Genomic DNA, 17,830 nt, shown 5'->3' on the forward strand with positions numbered 1-17,830 from the left:
TCCTGAGGAGCGCCATCGTCTTGCTTACTGCTTACTTCTTTGCCTATTCGAATGCGTTTGGCAACTGCCTCGGTGCCTCATACAGCACTGCATTGCGCACCTCATTCAACGCATTACGCAATCGCGTCCACGATCTTGTTCAGCGTAGCGCTCGGGCGCATGGCCTTGCTCGTCAGTTCGACAGTCGGACGGTAGTAACCGCCGATATCCACCGGCTTGCCTTGCGCTGCACCCAGCTCTTCGATGATCTTCGCTTCGTTGTCGGCCATGGCCTTCGCCACGCCGGCGAACTGCGCCTGCAAGGCGGCGTCTTCGGTTTGCGCGGCGAGTGCTTCAGCCCAGTACATGGCCAGGTAGAAGTGGCTGCCGCGGTTGTCGATACCGCCAATCTTGCGCGCCGGCGACTTGTCGTTGTCGAGGAACTTGCCCGTTGCCTGATCCAGCGTCCTGGCCAGAACCTGCGCCTTCGGGTTGTGATACGCGCCGCTCAGGTGTTCGAGCGAAGCCGCCAACGCCAGGAATTCGCCAAGCGAATCCCAACGCAGGAAACCTTCTTCGACCAGTTGCTGAACGTGCTTCGGCGCCGAACCGCCAGCGCCCGTTTCGAACATGCCGCCACCTGCCATCAGCGGGACGATCGACAGCATCTTCGCGCTGGTGCCCAGTTCCATGATCGGGAACAGGTCGGTCAGGTAGTCGCGCAGCACGTTGCCGGTGACCGAAATCGTGTCCTTGCCGGCGCGGATGCGCTCGATCGAGAACTTCGTCGCTTCGACCGGCGTCATGACGCGGATATCCAGACCGCTGGTGTCGTGGTCCTTCAGGTATTGCTCGACCTTCCTGATGATCTGGGCGTCGTGCGCACGGGCCGCGTCCAGCCAGAAAATAGCCGGCGTGTTGGTAGCGCGAGCGCGGTTCACCGCGAGCTTGACCCAATCCTGGACCGGCGCATCTTTGGTCTGGCACATGCGCCAGATGTCACCCGCTTCAACCGCCTGCTCGATCAGCACCTTACCGGCTGCGTCGGTCACGCGAACCACGCCGTTTGCCGGGATCTGGAACGTCTTGTCGTGTGAACCGTATTCTTCAGCCGCTTGTGCCATCAGGCCGACGTTCGGCACCGTGCCCATCGTGACCGGGTCGAAAGCGCCGTTCTTCTTGCAGTCTTCGATCACAGCCTGGTAGACGCCGGCGTAGCAACGGTCCGGTATCACAGCCTTGGCGTCGTGCAGTGCGCCGTCCGCGCCCCACATCTTGCCCGACTCGCGAATCATGGCCGGCATGGAAGCGTCGACGATCACGTCGCTCGGCACGTGCAGGCTGGTGATGCCCTTGTCCGAGTTGACCATGGCCAGTTGCGGGCGCTGTTCGTACTGCGCCTTGATGTCGGCTTCAATCGCTTCACGCGTTTGCTCCGGCAGGTCCTTCAGGCGCGCGTACAGATCGCCGATACCGTTGTTCGGGTTGAAGCCGGCTTGCGCCAGCGCGTCAGCGTGCTTGGTCAGCACATCTTTGTAGAACACCGACACCACGTGACCGAAGATGATCGGATCCGACACCTTCATCATGGTGGCTTTCAGGTGCACCGAGAACAGCACGCCCTTGCTCTTCGCATCGGCGATTTCTGCTTCGATGAAGCTGCGCAGCGCGTTCTTGCTCAGCACCGAAGCGTCGATGATCTCGCCCGCTTGCATGGCCGTCTTTTCCTTCAGGACTTTCGTCGAGCCATCGGCCGCGATCAGTTCAATCTTCACGGCGCCGGCGGCTGCGATCAGCGCCGATTTTTCGCTGCCGTAGAAGTCGCCGCCGCTCATGTGCGACACGTGCGACTTCGAATCCGCGCTCCATGCGCCCATCTTGTGCGGGTGCTTGCGTGCATAGTTCTTGACCGACAACGGCGCGCGGCGATCCGAATTGCCTTCGCGCAGAACCGGGTTCACGGCGCTGCCCTTGATCTTGTCGTAACGCGCCTTAACGTCTTTTTCAGCGTCCGTATTCGCTACGTCCGGATAAGGCGGCAGCTTGAAACCCTGGTCGCGCAGCTCGGTAATCGCAGCCTTCAGTTGCGGCACCGAAGCGCTGATGTTCGGCAGCTTGACGATGTTCGCTTCCGGACGCGTGGTGAGTCCACCCAGTTCCGCCAGATCGTCGGAACCCTTCTGTTCCGCGGTCAGGTAGTCCGGAAATGCAGCGATGATCCGGCCAGCAAGCGAAATATCGCGCGTTTCAACGATCACGTCGGACGAGCGCGTGAACGCCTTGACGATCGGCAGCAGCGAGTAAGTCGCCAGAGCAGGCGCTTCGTCGGTCAGGGTGTAGATGATCTTAGGCGATGTGGACATGTTTGATGCTTTGCTAAGTGAAGTGGTAGACAGAGCGTTCGTGGCGCTGAGCCCGCGGGTGCGACGAAGCAGCAAAAACGCAGCGCGACCCACGGCACTACTTTTTACGGCCCGACCGTGAAGTATATGCGCGTTTTCCAGCAGGCGCTGCTAAACAAACATATCGCCACCACGCCCCAAAAGGGGCCGAGCCCCGCCACTCAAGGCTTACAGCCCATTACCCTAAGACTTAAGACAGATGTCTTATAGATGACCTACGATGCAAAATAGATTGTTAATGCGAATCAGATGCATTACCATTCGTACGACATTGCAGTTTGGACCATCCGTTTAACCACCACTCGCTCGAATGCTGCCGTTGCGCACATCTTTGGTGCGCGGCGGCGCCACCCTGCCCAATTCAAACAACATGCAGAATCTATTTGTCGCCAGCCGCCCAGCGCGGCCAACGTTTATGCGCGGCCAACGCCGCACTCCGTCGCTACTCAGTGCGGGGCTCTTCGTCAGCGTCGGTTTATCGTTGTCTACGCTGTCGTCATCGGGATGGGCGCAGGCTGTGCCGGTAAGTGACGCCGCCGCCACGCTGCCAGCCGTGAGTGTCTCGGCAACGAAAGACAGCGCCGTGGCGCAGGCCGCCACGGTCAGCGCCGGCGCGCTGGGTTCGCGCAAGCAGGTGGACACACCGTTCTCGACACACGTCGTGACGAGCGACGAGGCGCAGGACTTGATGGCGGCCACGGCCAACGATCTGTTCAAGTACGACCCGGCGGTAGCGAGCATCAGCGAAAACGGGATCAGCGAGAACTCCATGTTCACCGTGCGCGGCATGCCGATCGACACGTTGAACAGCGTCAAGGTGGATGGCCAGACGTTCCCCTCGTGGGACACCGATCTCTCGCTCGAGCCGTTCGAGCAGGTCGAATTGCTCAAGGGCCTGTCCGGCTTCATGTATGGCTTCGGATCGCCGGGCGGCATTGTCAACTACGTGCTGAAACGCCCGACCGACGATCCGTACCGCAGCATTTCGATCGGCTACAAATCGGCCGGCGTGTTCAGCGAGGCCGTCGATCTGGGTGGCCGTTTCGGCAACGACAACCGTTTCGGCTACCGCCTGAACCTCGTCAATGAAGACGGCAACACCGCTGAAGACCACGGTCACGTGCGCCGCCAGGTGGCCTCGCTTGCGTTCGACTTCCGCATTACGCCGGACCTGACCTTTAGCGCCGACGCCTTCTATCAGAAGCGCAAAACCAACGGCACGCTATTCGGCCTGATGTTCGGCAGCGGCCTCGGCATTCCCGACGCAAGCACCGTCACCCATGCGCTGACGCAGCCGCAGAATTACTACCAGACCGAAATGGCCTCGTTCGGCACGGGCCTCGATTACCGCCTCTCCGAAAACTGGCATGCGAGCGTGAAATACCGCTTTGCCAAGGAAAACCGCACCAATTCGGACAGCTTCCTGTATGTCACAGATGACGCGGGCAATTACTCGAACACGCTCTATGCGGCGATGACGCGTTACTTCTACCAGAACGTCGACGCAATGGTGCAGGGCAAATTCAACACCGGCAGCATCAAGCATGACGTCGTGATCGGCGCGGGCTTCGAGACGCAAACCAGCGAGTACAGCAACAGCGAAGGCTGGAACAACGGCTACTTCCTCGGCAATGGCAATCTGTATAACAGCACGCTGTTGACCAACGACGAAGTCAGCATCGGTTCGGAACTATACCGTCAGCAGCGCACCACGCAGGCCGCCGTGTACGCCAGCGACACGGTGCAGTTCACGTCGCGTCTGTCCGCGCTGGTCGGCGTGCGTTACACGCAATACCGCGAGCACGTGTACGACCCGAGCGGCGCCGTATCGTCGCAATACAGCGCGGACCCGGTCACGCCGACCTTCGCGCTGATGTTCAAGACCGATCCGTATTCCACGGTGTACGCGAGTTACGTCGAATCGCTGGAACAGGGTGGCGCGGCATCGAACACAAACCTCAACTACCCTTCTACGTTCGGCCCGCTGAAGAGCAAGCAGTACGAAATCGGCTTCAAGACGGACCACAGCAAGTGGGGCGCCAATCTCGCGCTGTTCCGCGTCGATCAGGGCTACAACTATACGAACTCGGCCAACATCTTCGTGCAGGACGGCACGAAGCGCTATACCGGCGTCGATGCAAGCGGCTGGCTTGCGCTGACCAACGAATGGCGCGTGATGGGTGGCCTAATGTGGCTCGATACGAAGGCAGTCGATGTGGACGACGCAAGTGTTGAAGGCAAGCGCGTGTATGGGGCACCGAGATTCACCGTGACCGGTCGTATCGAATACAACCCGTCGTATCTGCGTCCACTGACGCTGGCGTTTGGTGGGAAGTATGTCGGCAACCAGGCGGTCGACGCGGCTAATACGCAGTTCGTGCCGGCTTATGTCACCTACGATTTGAGCGGCCGGTACGAGACCAAGATTGCTGGAAAGGATGTGACGTTCCGGGCGGGGATCAACAATCTGTTCAACCGCCGTTACTGGACCACAGCGTGGGGCTACTACGTGGCGCCTTCGCCAACGCGGACTGCCGTGGCTAGCGCCACGTTGCAATTCTAGTCACGACGCACAATGGGGTGCGCCTGCGGCAGGCGCACCCAGCATAGCGGGAATCTCCGCAACCAGCGCGTCGATCGCGCAGCGCGTTTTCAAAGGCAGATATCGACTTTTCGGCCACACCACATGGATCTCCTGAGAAGGCCGAAAGCAGTTCTCCATCACCGTCACCAGTTCGCCCGTTTCCGCATAGCGAGCCAGCAGCCAGCTCGGCAACCAGGCGAGGCCGAACCCGGCAATCGCGGCATCGACAATTCCCTGCATGTCGTCGAAAGCAAGCTGCGGCCGAACATCCGCGCGACGGATTTGCCCATCGACGTCGAGTACATCCCACGGGTCAGCGGTCCCTGCCCTCAAGTAAGCGACACCGACGTGCCCGCGCAATTCGTTCACGTTGCCCGGCGTCCCATGCCGCGCCAGATAGGAAGGGGCGGCGCCAATACTCGCATACTGCATACCGAGTTTTCGCGCGGCGAGGCTGACGCTGTCGACCAGCGGACCGATTCGCACAACGAGGTCGAACCCTTCTTCCACCATGTCTACGAAACGATCGCTAATCGAAATATCGATCCTCAATTGCGGATGCCTGCGCGCAAGCCGAAGCAGCACCGGCGCCACACAATGATGACCGAAGGCCTGCGGCACGCTCACCCGCAAACGCCCTTTGGGTTCACGCCGGCCTGAGTCGAGATCGGCTTCCGCGGCCTCGAGTTCAGCGAGCGCGCGCACGCAGCGGTCGTAATAGGCTTGCCCGTCTTCCGTGAGACTTTGACTGCGCGTCGTGCGATTGAGCAGGCGCACACCGAGACGCTTTTCGAGCCGGACGATCACTTTCCCGACGGCCGAGCGCGTCAGGTTCAAGCGTTCCGCGGCCAACGCAAAACTGCCCGCCTCCACGACGCGCACGAACGTCGTCACACCATCCAGGATGTCGCTCATCACTTCACCTAATTGGTTCCTCATAGGACGCATTTCTGGGATTAATTCGCGTCAATCGGGACCTAAATTCCCACTATATTACACAGTCCATGGTGGCTAAGGCCATCGACTATTGAGGTGAATTTCTATGTCCAGGTATCCCAGGTATCGGATCGCTCCGCTAGGGCGCGACAGGCAACCCCAGGCGGCCGCTGCGACAGAACGCCCATTGACTTCGCGTAAGACGCCGGCCGCGCAGGCGGCCAGCCCCTTCCCCATACCGAAGAACATGCTGGCGCTGGCCGCCGTTTGCCTGTCTTCATTGATGTTCGGCCTGGAAATCTCCAGCGTGCCGGTGATCCTGCCCACACTCGAACGACTTTTGCATGGCGACTTCAAGGGCATGCAATGGATCATGAACGCCTACACGCTCGCAGTAACGACCGTGCTGATGGCGACGGGCACGCTTGCGGACCGATACGGCCGCAGACGGATATTCGTCATCGGAATTGCGTTATTCGGTATCACGTCATTGATTTGCGGATTTGCGCAGAGCGTACCGACGCTGATCGTCGCGCGTCTGTTGCAAGGCGCGAGCGGCGGCGTGATGTTGATATGCCAGGTGGCCGTCCTTTCGCACCAGTTCAGCGAGGGACCTGAGCGCGCTCGCGCGTTCAGCACGTGGGGCATTATCCTCGGCATTGGGCTTGGTTTTGGGCCGATCATCGGCGGAATGATCGTTGCGCTGTCGGGTTGGCAATGGGTCTTCTGGGTGCACGCGCTACTCGCCGCCATTACATTGATGTTCGTCTTCAGCGGCGTGCAGGAGTCGCGCGATCCGCAGGCGCATACGCTCGACATTGCTGGCATCGTCACGCTCTCGCTGGCAGTATTCGGCCTCGTTTACTTCATCACGCAGGGATCTGGCATGGGCTTGACGAGTCCGCGCGCGATCATCATCGTCGTGGCGACGCTAATGGCCTTTGCAGCCTTTCTCTGGGCGGAGCAACGCAGCGCCCGCCCCATGTTCGATTTTTCGGTCTTCAGGATTCCGCAGTTTTCCGGCGCGCTGATGGGTTCCGCGGGCATGAATTTCAGCTTTTGGCCGTTCATGATTTATTTGCCGATCTATTTCCAGATCGGCCTCGGCTACGACAGCGTGAGCGCGGGATTGGCGTTACTCGCATATACGCTGCCGACGTTGCTATTTCCGCCGCTTGGTGAACGGCTTGCGTTGCGTTATGGCTCGGGAATCGCCATCCCTGTTGGGCTCTTTACGATCGGCCTCGGCTTCATCCTGATGCGATACGGCAGTCATGCCGCGCATCCGGGCGTGCTGGCCATGCTGCCAGGCTGCGTACTCGCCGGCGCCGGCCTCGGCTTGACCAACACACCCGTCACCAACACGACGACCGGCGCGGTTCCCGCCGAGCGCGCGGGCATGGCCTCCGGCATCGACATGAGTGCACGAATGATTACGCTTGCGATCAACATTGCGTTGATGGGCGTGATCCTGGTGGCGGGCATCCTGTTCAGTCTGAAGTCGAAACTTCCGTCGACGTTCGACACCGCGCCACTCGGCCATCTGGCGGAGAAGATCGCCGCGGGAGATGTCCAGGCAGTCAGAGCAGGAATCCCGGCGTTGGCGCAGATCGATCCCGCGGGGACAGCCGTTCACGCGGCACTGATTGATGGCTTCGGCTGGGTGATGCTATACGGCGGCGTGGGAGTATGGGTACTCGCGGTGCTCAGCTTCGTGGTATCGGGAAGTGCTTCGAGGAGACTGAAAAAAGTAGAGACGGCGCCAGCAGGACAGTCCATTCAATGCGACTCGTGCTGAACCGCAGAAACACGCGGGCCGCAATGCAGCCCGTGTGTGCATTCGCATAAAAACAGTACTTTCGCTTCTACCGAAATCGGTGTTGAGAAATGCTCTTCGGCGCGCGCAGCGCCGCCGGAAGTATGACTGCCTTGTCACTAACGCGAAGTGTGCGCGAACACAGATTCCAGATGCACCACTACTGCAACTGCGCGAGGGCCCCGCTTATAAGCTCGCGGTGTGAGCCGCTTTCTTTTGCCTACTTTTCTTTGCGGCAGGCAAAGAAAAGTAGGTGCTTGCCCCGCACAGGGGCGACGCTAATAAACCAATAAGAATTCAAGGAAAGGCCAACACCATAGGCAAACAGACAAAACCCAACCTATTGAACATCAAACCTCAACCCGAGCATCCTGCGCAGCAGCCAACATAGCAAGCCCCTCATTCAACGCAGGGAACAGGCTGCGATTAAAATTATTCCAGCGCAATTCCAAAATAGAATCGTCCTTATCGATCTCGGTGCTCAGCACATCATGAATCACTTCACCCGAATCGATCCCATTATCGACGTAATGAAACGAAGCCCCGGTAAGATAAAGCGGCGCCACCTCCACAGTTTCCATCGTCTTCCAGTCGATCACCTTCTTGCCACGCGCCCCATACAAAGCATCCAGTGTCGCATACGCCCCACGCCGCTCATAAGGCGATTCCGCTCGCGTCACCCCCGGATGAATATTCACAATCTTGCGATAGAACGGCGCCCCCGGCCGCACCAACTCATCGAGAATAATCAACAACCCATCCAGCACAACAATATCGGCCTTAAGCTCAACAAGCGTATCGAGCAGATGCTTTTCAAACCGGCTCTTACCCGCCGCACGCCCCGCCGCGCCAAGCGGCTCACGCCGATAAGTCGAAGGAATAGCAAGCAACAGATCGTTTACAGCCTTACCCTGAACAAGCAAATTCGGCGGATAGAACCACCGCTTGCCCGGCTCATACGAGAACCCATACTCTTTCAGCTTCTCGCGGTCCAACGCGGATCCCGCATCATCGTCGTAGATCACCTTCTCCAACGAGTACTGCTCACCGAGTTCGGTGTCATTGAGTGCTTCCACGAGCGATTCCAGCACCGATTTCATATAACGCGTGCCGCCTTTGTACGCGACTTCCTGCCCCGCTCTGTCAGCGGCTGCGTTTCTCAGAGACCAGATGTAAACGAGCTTTTTCTTCGGCATAGTCGGATCGAATGAGTATCAATAGTTGCGAATAAGATCAAAACAATGGGTGTTCGGACAGCACATAACCTCACAACAGCGATCCGAACACCCTTGCCTTACCAGTCGTACCTCGCCGTAGCGATCACCGTGCGCGGATTCCCATAGAAGCAGGTATTCACTGACTGGCAACCGCTCACGAACCGGCGATTGAAAATGTTCTGCCCATTAACAGCGAAGCGCCAATTGCGCATTTCGTAGTGAATCGCCGCGTCGAATACGGTGTAGCTCGGTACGTACAGCGAGTTGTCGGCGGCGCCCGCTGCGCCGCTTTGATAACGAATGCCGCCGCCGAGTCCCAAGCCCGCCAGTGGCCCGACGTGCCACGTCCAGTCGCCCCACAGCGAAGCCATCTGACGCGGTCGTGGAATATCAACGGGCCACTTACCCAGCGTGTCGTCCCCGGCCTTGATGTTTTTGACGTCCTGATACACGTACGCGGCAATCACCGAGAAATTACGCGTGACGTTACCCACCCCGCTCAACTCGATGCCGCGCGAGCGTACTTCGCCCGTCTGCACTGAAGTACTGCCAGTCGGGTCGAGCGCGAGATCGGGCGTGACGACGTTGGTCTGATTGATCTGATAGACCGCGGCATTCAGCATCAGATTCTTCCCGGCCGGTTGCCAGCGCACACCCGCTTCGATCTGCTTACCCTTGGTCGGCTCGGCGATGCCGCCGCCCGCAATCTTCACGCCGACAAGCGGATTGAACGAGGTCGAATAGCTGATGTACGGCGAAAGCCCGAAATCGCCGAGATAGACGAGCCCGACGCGTCCCGAGAACGCATGATCGTTCTGCGTGAGGCGTGTGCCGCCCGCGAGATCATTCTGCGTGGTATCGCTCCAGTCCTGGCGACCGCCGAGCGTCAACACCCAGCGCTGCCACTTGATCTGATCCTGCGCGTACACGCCGAACGAATTGAGCGTCGATTTCGTATCGGTGCGAGGAAACGCGTCGGGGCCGCCGAAGATCGCGTTGGTGATCGGCGTATACACCGGGTTGTACATATTCAGGCTCGGCCCGGTCGCCATCGCCTCGCTATCGGTTGTCGACTGCCGGTTATATTCGAAGCCGAGCAGCACCGTATGGTCGAGCGGGCCGGTGCGGAATTTGGCCAATGCCTGATTGTCGACGTCGAAGCGGCTGTAGTTCAGCTGATACAAGCCGACGTAGCGCAGCAGCGACGCCTCGGTCGGGTCCACCGGGTCAAGACCGCCGCCGAATACCTGCCCCTGATCGAGCGAGAGGTGCATCAGGCGTGTGTTCTGACGGAACGTCCAGACCGGATCGAGTTTGTATTCGAACTGATAACCCACCGACCACTGCTTCTTGCGGTAGTGAGAAAACGCTGGATCGCCCGTATAGAGGTCCGGCGAAATCTTGCCGTTCGGATTCGGCAAAATCGTGCCTTGCGCCGGCAGAAAGTTATTCGACGCGTCGCCCCAATCCTGCAGATAACTCGCCTCCACGGTCAGCGAGGTCTTCGCATTCGGCTGCCACTTCACCGAAGGCGCGATCGCCACCCGCTGCTCTGGATTCGGCCCGGTCTGCGAATTGCCGTCACGTCCCACGCCGACAAAACGATACGACAGCGTGCCGTCCTTATCGATCTTGTCGCCCACATCGAAAGCCACTTGCTTGCGCGCGTAGTCGCCCAACTGCATTTCGACTTCACGCGTGCGCTCGCCGTTCGCGAGCTTGCTCTGCACGTCGATGATCGCGCCTGGATCGCCCTGCCCGTAAAGCACAGAAGTCGGCCCGCGCAGCACCGTGATGCTGTCGATCATGTACGGATCGACACGCCAGCTCGAAAGATTGAGCGTATTGGGCACCTGCAGACCATCGACGAAGACGGTCGGTGTAAAGCCGCGCAACACCGAATACCAGTCGGAGCGCACGTCCGCGCCATACGTCGAAAAACCCGGAATGTAGCGCAAGGCCTCATTGATGGAGGTCGCGCCGGTTTGCTCGATCTGCTGTGCGGTCACGACGTTGATCGTCTGCGGAATTTCCTTCAGCGCAGTGTCGGTCTTGGTGCCCGTGCTGCTGCGGCGGGCGACGAGGCCCACCGTCGGCTCGCTCTCAGCCGCCCCTTTGACGCTGATCGAAGGCAGCGTATTGGCAGGCGTTGCGTCCTGTTGTGTTGTGTTGGTTTGCAGTGCGTCGCCCGCTGGCTGTGCAGCAGCTTGAGATACCTGCTGCGCCTGCGCATGCCCGGCTGCCGCCGCGTAAAACGCCATGCTTGCCGCGGCTGCGATCGCACGCCGACGCTTGCCTATTGCCCACTCCATCTCTCGATGCTCCAGGTTGTTATGCGGCCAATTGGCCGCGCTTTATTAAAGAGCGAAGGCCATGCGGCCCTTGCTCGTCCCGTTTTCTTCTGTTTGTGTGGTCCGGCTGGCCAACCGGTCTTGTGATGTGTGGCGAGCGAGCGACGCGACGATTTCGTCTGAGCGCAGCGCGAGAACCGACAGCAGCGTGTCGGAAAGCCCGTGGCTGTCTTCACAGCAGCCTTGCAGGTAAATGCGTGGCTTGAAACCCGTGGGCGTGGCAAGCCGGTAATCGCGTTCGACGTTGCCCTGCGCGAGCGCATCGCCCAGATGCGGCGCCAGGCCTTCGAGCAGTTCGAAATGCGTGTCGCGGCGATACCCCGTCGCCAGCACAAGCGCATCGAATTGCTCGGCACGCGCGTGACCGTTCAAGCGGTCACGCAGCGTGAGTTCGATCTGACCGCCCGCCGTGCGCACCGCTGTCTCGATGCCCGTGTTCGCGAGCAAGCGATGGCGCGGCTCTGCCGCAACATTCTGCATATAGAGGATTTCGTAGATCTGCTCGATCAGCGGACGATCGACCACGGCATAGTTGGTGTCGCGAAAGCGGTCGATCAGCGAACGGCGGCCGTCTCTCGGCTGGGCGTAGACAATGTCGGTAAACGCCGGGCTGAAAATCTCGTTGACGAACGGACTGTCGTCCGCGGGCTTGAGCGCACTCGAACGGATCACGAGACTCGCGTCGACGTGCGGAAAGCGGCGCGTCAGATCGACGAACACTTCCGCCGCGCTCTGCCCGGCACCGATCACCGCCACGCGTTTGCGCGGGCCGCCGGCATCACCCACCACGCGGTCGATCGACGTCAGATACTTCGACGAGTGCACGATATTGTGCGAACCGAGTGCGGCGAAAGCCTCCGGCACCTGAGCACCGCCACCGATGCCAACCGACAGTGCACGCGTCACGCGCTGCCACTCGCGGCCCTCTTCGTCGCGCGAAAACACGCGCAGCGCTTCGACTTCGTTCACGTTACCGGCAGATTTGACCGCTTCGATACCGATCACTGTCTGGCCGTAGTGCGCGCGGTCATCAAAAGACGCCGCTACCCAACTGAGGTAATCGTGAAACTCGACACGTGTCGGATAGAAACTCTTCAGATTCACGAAATCCGCCAGACGTCCCCGCTCGAATAGATAGTTGATGAACGTGAAGCGGCTCTTCGGATCGCGCAACGTAACGAGATCCTTGAGGAAGGAAATCTGCATCCGGCAATCGTCGAGCAGCATGCCGCGATGCCAGCCGAACTCGGGTTGCCGCTCGATAAAGCAATGCGCGAGGTCGGATACGCCGGCCTCTTCGGCGAGGCGCACGGCAAGCGCCAGATTCGACGGCCCGAAGCCGATGCCGATCAGATCAAATACGGTGTCTCTGTGCATGTCGCAGGTCCTTATCGGTGTGAGCCGGCGCGCAAGGTACGCTGGCCGGAGAAAAATGTTTGTCGCGTGACGTGAGCTTTAACCGGCATCCCGTACCTCGACAACGGTCGATGCCCCTGCAACGATCCGCGCGCCCAGGCCGGCGAAGCTCGGCGCGGCGAACACATCGGCAATCGAGAGTGCATGACCGGCTGCTTGCGCGGCGTCGACAAAGCGCACCACGTCGAACGAAGTCGCACCGGCTTCGAATAGATCGTCGTGATGTGCCGGCGTGTTGCCTTCGAAGAGATCGCTCCAGACGCGATCGAGCGCCTTAGCGAATCGGGTTGCTTCAGTGTGAAGTGCGCCGGGAGCATTCATGCCTGAAGTAACGGCACGTGTTGCAAGTGCAAACCGCGCTCGCGACGTGCCGAGCGCTTCATGCGGTTCATCGACGAACTGCTGCACCACGTCCAGATAGTCAGCCGTCAACGCCTCGACGAACCGGCCGTCGACCAGTTCATCCGCATACGAAAACGCACCCGTCACGCGGCCATCCGGATGCTCGACCACGTCGAGTTCCAGTTCGAACACGACGCGATGCCGGACGTCGTTGAAATCGGCGAGCGTGAGACCCGCCCAGTCACGCTCCGCTGCGCCCGCGGGGCGCAGATAGTTGAACATCACCGAGAACAGCGGATTACCGGGTTGCGGGCGCGGCGCGCGCACTGCCGCGACTACATCGGCGAAGGGTGTGTCCGCATGCGAATAGGCCGCGAGGGCCACGTCGCGGACTTCAGCCAGCAGCGTGGCTGGCGTGTGTGTTTCTGCGAGCCGGGTGCGCACAACTACCGCGTTAATGAAGAGCCCGAGCGCGCGGCGTGCGGTCTCGCCCGTCAATTCACGTGTCGATGCCAGAACGCCGACCGGCTGATCGGTCGCGCCGGTTGCACGATAGAACGCGACGTTTAGCGCGGCGTGCAGCAGCATCGGCAGCGATGCGTGGACTTCAAGCGCCATCGCGCGGGCACGTCGCACAACGTCCGGGGAAAATTCGAACGCCAGGCGGCCTGCGGACCAGCTTGGCGCTGCGGATCGGCCCGACGGGGGCGCAGGTAAAACGTGCGCGGGCGCGTCGGCAAGCACCTCGCGCCAGAAGGACAGGCGCGCGCGCGGTGCCGCGACTGGCAGGACCAGCGCGTGAGGCAACGGCGACGACGGGCTCGAAGCCGCGGGCGATGCACCGCGCACGATCGCCACATAGATCGTGCGGACCTCGTCAAGCCACAGGTCGATCGACTGTCCATCCGACACGATGTGATGCACGACCAGCGACAACACATGATCGTGTTCGCCGAAACGCAATAGCCGCACGCGCCAAAGCGGCGCGTCGTCGAGCAGGTCGAATGGCGTCAGCGCATCTTCGTCGGTGAGCGTAACCGCTGCGGCCGCGCGCGCACTGTCTACGTTATCCGCGGTGCCTGCCGTTTCGAGCGAAAGCAGATCGATCACCGGCAGTTCGAAAGGCGCCATCGCTGCAATCCGTTGGCCCGGCAAATCCCCTTTCCGCTCGACGAGACGCATGCGCAACGCCGGATGCCGTGCGGAGGCCCCGGCAAACGCTTCACGCAATGCATCGACATCGAGCGGTCCGCGCAGACGCAGTGCGACGGGAATGTTGTAGGCCGCGCTTTCCGGCTGCGCACGCCAGAAGAACCACAGGCTCAATTGCGCGGCCGACAGCGGCAACACGTCTGGCGCTCCCGCAAACACGCGCGGTTTCGCCGACCCACTCGCGAAGCCTGAATGCGACCCTGACTCGGTATTCACTTCAACCACCGTCTCACTCCGCGCCGCAGCCAGCACCCGTTGCGCGTAGTGAGCCAGGATCGGTGCTTCGAAGAGCGTGCGCACCGGCACATCGCGTGCAAGCCGTTCGGCTACGCGCGTCGCCACACGCACTGCCGCGAGCGAATGCCCGCCGAGTTCGAAAAAGTGATCGCCACGACCGACGCGCTCCACGCCCAGCACCTCCCGGAAAATCAGGGCGAGCGCCGTTTCGAGACCGGCGCCAGGCGCCTGATAGGCCCGCGCGACGCGCTGCGGCTCCGGCAATGCAGCGCGGTCCACCTTGCTGTTCGCATTACGCGGCAATGCATCGAGCACGACGATATGCGCGGGCACCATGTAATCAGGCAACGTGTGACGTAAATGCGCGTCGAGTTCGGCGGCGTCCGCCCGCGTGTTGCGTTCGCGCGCTTCGGCGCTCAAGTCGACATACGCCACCAACGCCGCTTGCGTTCCCTTGCCGTGCACGATCGCCACGGCTTCGCGCACATCGTCATGCGCGGCGAGTTGCGCCTCGATTTCGCCCAGCTCGATACGCAAGCCGCGCAGCTTCACCTGATGGTCAACACGGCCGATAAAGTCGAATACACCGTCCGCGCGCCGCTTCACCAGATCACCCGTGCGATAGAGACGCGCGCCCGGCGCACCGAACGGATCAGGCACAAAGCGCTCCGCGGTGAGCGCGGGCCGGTCGAGATAACCGCGTGCGACGCCCACGCCCTCGCCGCCCAGATACAACTCGCCGATCACACCGACCGGCAGCGGATTCAGGCGGGCATCGAGCACATGAGCGGATCGAGCGCCGACCAGCGTCCCGATCGGCAGATACGCACTGTCGGCGAGCTTCGCGACATCGTCGGTGGGATAGAACATCCACAGCATCGGCGTGATGACGGTCTCAGTCGGCCCGTAACCGTTGACGATGCGTGCGTTCGGAAACGCGCGACGCATCAGCGCGAAGGCTTCACGCGAAGTCGCCTCGCCGCCTACCGTCAGCGAACGTAAAGTCGGCGGTGCACCGTGTGCGAGTGCCCATTCGGCGAGCTGCGTGGCGCAGCCAGGCGGCACGTAGGTCATGGTCACGCCTTCGCGCACCATCATCCGGCAGGTTTGCGCGGGTGGCCACAGTGTGTCGGCGGTGATGGCTATCGCGGCGCCAGACATGTACTGCGAGAACCAGCCCTCGTGGGCACCGTCGAAATTGACCGACTGGAACAACAGGAAGACGTCGCTTTCGCCCGCGCCGTAACGCTCGGCAATCGCTGCACAGTGCAACGCGAACGAACCATGATCGACCACGACGCCTTTCGGCTTGCCGGTCGAGCCCGAGGTGTAGATCACATAGGCCGCCTGATGCGGCGAGACGGCCGGCAACGCGATCGGCACAGACGATAGATCCTCATGCTGCGGCTCTTCGTCGATCAACCACAGGCGCAAGCGATCCGACACCGGCAGCGCGCCCAGACTGGCGCGCTCGGTAATGACATGGGTAATCTGCGCGTCATCGAGAATCTGTGCGAGGCGCTCGCGCGGATGGCTCCGGTCGAGCGGCACGAACGCGCCACCGGATTTCAGCGCGGCAATCAGGCCGACCAGCAGATCGACCGACCGGCCCAGCGCCACCCCGACGCGCATCTCCGCGCTCACACCGGCTGCCACGAGCTGCTGTGCAAGCCGCGTCGCGCGCGCGTCCACTTCGCCGCGTGTGAGCGAGCGTTCGAGATCCGCTACGCCGCGTGCATCCGGCCGTGCATGCGCATGATCGGCCACGCGCTGGTGAACCGGTCTGAAGGCTTCCTGATGATGGACTGCCGTGCTGTTCCATGCATCCAGTTGCGCACGTTCGCCTTCGGGCAGCCATTGCAGATCGCCGACCGCCGTCCCGGGTGCGCCCGTTGCATTCGACAGCAATTCGATGAAACGCGCAGCCAGTCGCTCAACCGCATCTGCCTCGAAGAGATCCAGCGCGTAGATGAAGTAAGCATCGACGGAGCCGTCGTCCCGTTCCTCGAAGCTCAGCGTCAGATCGAACTTGGCGAACGGTGCCCCTGATGGCAACTCCGTCATGCGAACGCCGGCAAGCGAAGGCAAACGGCGACGCGCACCATAAGCCGCCATCACCTGAAACAGGGGATGGTGGCTCGCGCTGCGCACCACACCAAGCGCTTCGACCACCTGTTCGAACGGCACATCCTGATGCGATTGAGCGTCGATAAGCATTTGCTGGGTCGCATCGACTAGCGCAGCGAATGATTGCGTTGCGGCAACAGGCGTCGCGAGCGTCAACGTGTTCACGAAGAAGCCGACGAGGCCGGCCACTTCGCCACGCTCTCGATTCGAAGCCGGCACGCCGATCTGAATCTGCGCTTCGCCCGATGAGCGCGCGAGCACGGCGCTGAGTGCCGCAAGCAGCACCGCGAACGGCGTTGCGCGCTGAGCATTGGCGAGCGCCTTGACCTGCCTGACGAGCGCGGCAACCAGCGCGAACCGGTGCCGCGCGCCACGCGCACTCCGTTGCGCCGGACGCGGTGCGGCCCCCGGCAGCATCAGCACGTCGCGGCTCGCATCCAGCCTGGCGCGCCAGAATTCCAGCTGACGCTCACGTTCGCCCGCATCGAGCCAGCGGCGCTGCCACAGCGCGTAGTCCGCGTACTGGATCGGCAACGGCGCCAGCGACACAGCTTCACTCTTCGCATACGCGTGATAGAACGACGCCAACTCCGCGAGCATCACGTCCGCGGACCAGCCGTCCGACACGATGTGATGCGTCGTCAGCGCGAGCCAGTGCGTCGTCGCGTCGAGCCGGATCAAATGCGCGCGCATCAGTGTGCCGAGTGACAGATCGAAGGCCTGCGCTTCATCCGCTCGCGCGATGGCAGCCGCGCGCGTCTCGCGCTCACGCGCGGGCAGCGTGCTCACGTCGCTCGCATGCCACGGGCAGCGCGACGGCCCATGCACAGTCTGCAACACGCCGTCCGCGCGCTCGGTGAAGGTGGTACGCAACGCCTCATGGCGAGCGATCAGTGCATCGCATGAAAGACGCAGTGCATTCGCGTCGAGCGCGCCGTCGAGCCGCAGACGTTCGGTGATGTGATACGCGGCCGGCTCGTCGATCATGCGTGCATGCAGCCACAGACGCGTTTGCGCGAACGAAGCCGGCACGCTCGCGGTCCGCTCGGCTCGCGGTGGAATCGGCAGCACGCGAAAATCGATGCCGGCTGCGTCGAGCTTCGTGAGAAAAGCCTTGCGCTGCGCGTCCGGCAAAAGCGCGAAACGTGTCGCGAGAGAAAGCAGGTCCGGTTTGGCTGTCGTCATGCTGGGTTGTCTCAGTGCTCAGTGCT

At 61.4% G+C, this 17,830-nt stretch carries 8 protein-coding genes; 2 read left to right on the plus strand and 6 right to left on the minus strand.

Annotated features, from left to right (window positions below):
• Positions 1-113 precede the first annotated feature (113 nt).
• Positions 114-2,342, minus strand: coding sequence for an NADP-dependent isocitrate dehydrogenase (locus VFE81_RS24650; protein WP_325047081.1), 2,229 nt, complete (start codon positions 2,340-2,342; stop codon positions 114-116).
• A 409-nt stretch (positions 2,343-2,751) separates the two neighbouring features.
• Here VFE81_RS24650 and VFE81_RS24655 point away from each other — a divergent pair, with 409 nt between their 5' ends.
• Entirely contained in the window at positions 2,752-4,944 is a 2,193-nt protein-coding gene (locus VFE81_RS24655) for a TonB-dependent siderophore receptor (protein ID WP_325047082.1), read from the plus strand.
• Here the strand turns inward: VFE81_RS24655 and VFE81_RS24660 are convergent, their stop codons facing one another.
• On the minus strand, positions 4,945-5,880 hold the full coding sequence (locus tag VFE81_RS24660) for a LysR family transcriptional regulator (RefSeq protein ID WP_325047083.1): 936 nt from the start codon (positions 5,878-5,880) through the stop codon (positions 4,945-4,947).
• A gap of 268 nt (positions 5,881-6,148) precedes the next feature.
• Between VFE81_RS24660 and VFE81_RS24665 the strand changes: the two genes are divergently transcribed.
• Complete coding sequence (locus VFE81_RS24665) at positions 6,149-7,699, plus strand: MFS transporter (protein WP_325047089.1); 1,551 nt, start codon at positions 6,149-6,151, stop codon at positions 7,697-7,699.
• Between the two features lie 368 nt (positions 7,700-8,067).
• On the opposite strand, the gene VFE81_RS24670 is transcribed toward VFE81_RS24665, so the two are convergent.
• From VFE81_RS24670 to VFE81_RS24685, 4 genes are all read right to left on the minus strand, one after another.
• Positions 8,068-8,913, minus strand: coding sequence for a N(5)-hydroxyornithine transformylase PvdF (locus VFE81_RS24670; RefSeq protein ID WP_325047084.1), 846 nt, complete (start codon positions 8,911-8,913; stop codon positions 8,068-8,070).
• Between the two features lie 98 nt (positions 8,914-9,011).
• Positions 9,012-11,246, minus strand: coding sequence for a TonB-dependent siderophore receptor (locus VFE81_RS24675; protein ID WP_325047085.1), 2,235 nt, complete (start codon positions 11,244-11,246; stop codon positions 9,012-9,014).
• Positions 11,247-11,291: 45 nt separating this feature from the next.
• Positions 11,292-12,662, minus strand: a complete 1,371-nt coding sequence (locus VFE81_RS24680) for a lysine N(6)-hydroxylase/L-ornithine N(5)-oxygenase family protein (protein ID WP_325047086.1) — start codon at positions 12,660-12,662, stop codon at positions 11,292-11,294.
• 78 nt (positions 12,663-12,740) lie between these two features.
• The gene (locus tag VFE81_RS24685) at positions 12,741-17,804 is read right to left on the minus strand and encodes a non-ribosomal peptide synthetase (RefSeq protein WP_325047087.1); all 5,064 of its coding nucleotides are present in this window, start codon (positions 17,802-17,804) and stop codon (positions 12,741-12,743) included.
• Between the last annotated feature and the right edge of the window lie 26 nt (positions 17,805-17,830).

The sequence above is a fragment of the Paraburkholderia sp. genome, assembly GCF_035656215.1.
Taxonomy (GTDB): Bacteria; Pseudomonadota; Gammaproteobacteria; order Burkholderiales; family Burkholderiaceae; genus Paraburkholderia.

Excerpts from the sequence above, each read along its gene's own strand:
- VFE81_RS24650 (WP_325047081.1), bottom strand. The coding sequence starts at position 2,342 with ATGTCCACATCGCCTAAGATCATCTACACCCTGACCGACGAAGCGCCT.
- VFE81_RS24655 (WP_325047082.1), top strand. The coding sequence starts at position 2,752 with ATGCAGAATCTATTTGTCGCCAGCCGCCCAGCGCGGCCAACGTTTATG.
- VFE81_RS24660 (WP_325047083.1), bottom strand. The coding sequence starts at position 5,880 with ATGAGCGACATCCTGGATGGTGTGACGACGTTCGTGCGCGTCGTGGAG.
- VFE81_RS24665 (WP_325047089.1), top strand. The coding sequence starts at position 6,149 with ATGCTGGCGCTGGCCGCCGTTTGCCTGTCTTCATTGATGTTCGGCCTG.
- VFE81_RS24670 (WP_325047084.1), bottom strand. The coding sequence starts at position 8,913 with ATGCCGAAGAAAAAGCTCGTTTACATCTGGTCTCTGAGAAACGCAGCC.
- VFE81_RS24675 (WP_325047085.1), bottom strand. The coding sequence starts at position 11,246 with ATGGAGTGGGCAATAGGCAAGCGTCGGCGTGCGATCGCAGCCGCGGCA.
- VFE81_RS24680 (WP_325047086.1), bottom strand. The coding sequence starts at position 12,662 with ATGCACAGAGACACCGTATTTGATCTGATCGGCATCGGCTTCGGGCCG.
- VFE81_RS24685 (WP_325047087.1), bottom strand. The coding sequence starts at position 17,804 with ATGACGACAGCCAAACCGGACCTGCTTTCTCTCGCGACACGTTTCGCG.